At 65.6% G+C, this 1,171-nt stretch carries 1 protein-coding gene and 1 pseudogene; both read right to left on the reverse strand.

What is annotated here, in order from left to right; all coding sequences use genetic code 11:
- A pseudogene (locus JV551A3_RS22230) lies at positions 1–430 on the reverse strand (GNAT family N-acetyltransferase); the annotation flags it as partial.
- A gap of 63 nt (positions 431–493) precedes the next feature.
- The coding region (locus JV551A3_RS22235) for a substrate-binding periplasmic protein (RefSeq protein ID WP_133979131.1) at positions 494–1,171 on the reverse strand (678 nt) is incomplete at its 5' end.

Genomic DNA, 1,171 nt, shown 5'->3' on the forward strand with positions numbered 1-1,171 from the left:
GGCGTGGGTGGCGCTTGCCGTCGCTGATCTGCATCTGCTGCGGGTATGCCACATTGGCCTGCTCGCCCAGCCACGGCTGTGGCAGTTGCCAGAACAGCGCCCGCTCGCACAGGTATTGGCCAGGCTGTTCGCCGACCAGCAGCAGGCCACTGGCCAATGCCTGAGGTAACGGCTCGGGCAGGTGCCAGGCCAGGCGCTGGCAGGCGGTGTTGCGGGCCAGCAACCAATAACAGGCGGCCCACAATGCCTGATAGGGGCGCTCGGGGCACAGCCGCTCGAGATGAACATGCGGGGTAGCGCCCCCCTCCAGGTGCACCTGGATCAGTGGGCGGCCTTCGAGGGACAGGCTCAGCCAGCTGTCACCCTCCTCGGCACTGAGGCTGCGCCAGCGTGGCGCTGACTGGGGCTGCGAAGCGGCATCGAACGGCATTGGCTTGACTCACGGCAATGATGAAAAGGCTCACTGCTGAGTACGTTGCCGCACCACGGGAATTTAGTCGTGGGGGGCGGCCACCGTGATGCGGTAGGGCTCGAAGATGCGCGCCAGCTCGCCGCTTTCGCGCAGCGCCCGCAGAATCGCCGCGAACGACTGTTCGCCGATCGGCGCGCCAGGGCGCAGCAAGGCGTAGTGATGGTAGACCTGGTCAATGCGCTGTGAGGGCACCAACTGCTCCCGGCTGGCTGGGTTGCGCGCCAGGAAATCGCTGAGGTAGGAACGCGTGACCAGAGCGATGTCGGCGCGGCCGGCCTGCACCATAAGCAGGTTGCTGTCGTGGGAATAGGTCAGTGTCGCTTTGTAGGCGGTGCGCAGGTAGCCCGGGTCGGAGTTGAAGCCGGCGAACGCATAGTGATAGCCGTTGAACAGCGCCAGGCGCTTGCCGCGCAGGTCGTCGAAGTAATGTGGGTCAAGGCCGTTTGCCTTGCGGGCGACGAACACCTCGGCATCTTCCAGGCCCATGTCCACGCTCTGGTGAGCAATCTGCTGCCAGCCCCACGCCGGGTTCTCGAAAATGGCCATGTCGGTGCGGCCTTGCTGAAGGTCACCAAAACGCCGCTGGATGGAGGTGGGCACCACGACGAAGTGGTAGCGCTGCTGCGCGCGGTTGAGCGCTTCGACCAGCTGCGGCAACAGACCGCTGTCGGCACCCTGCTCGGGGCGTACCGTGTACGG

It is taken from the genome of Pseudomonas inefficax, from assembly GCF_900277125.1.
GTDB lineage: Bacteria > Pseudomonadota > Gammaproteobacteria > Pseudomonadales > Pseudomonadaceae > Aquipseudomonas > Aquipseudomonas inefficax.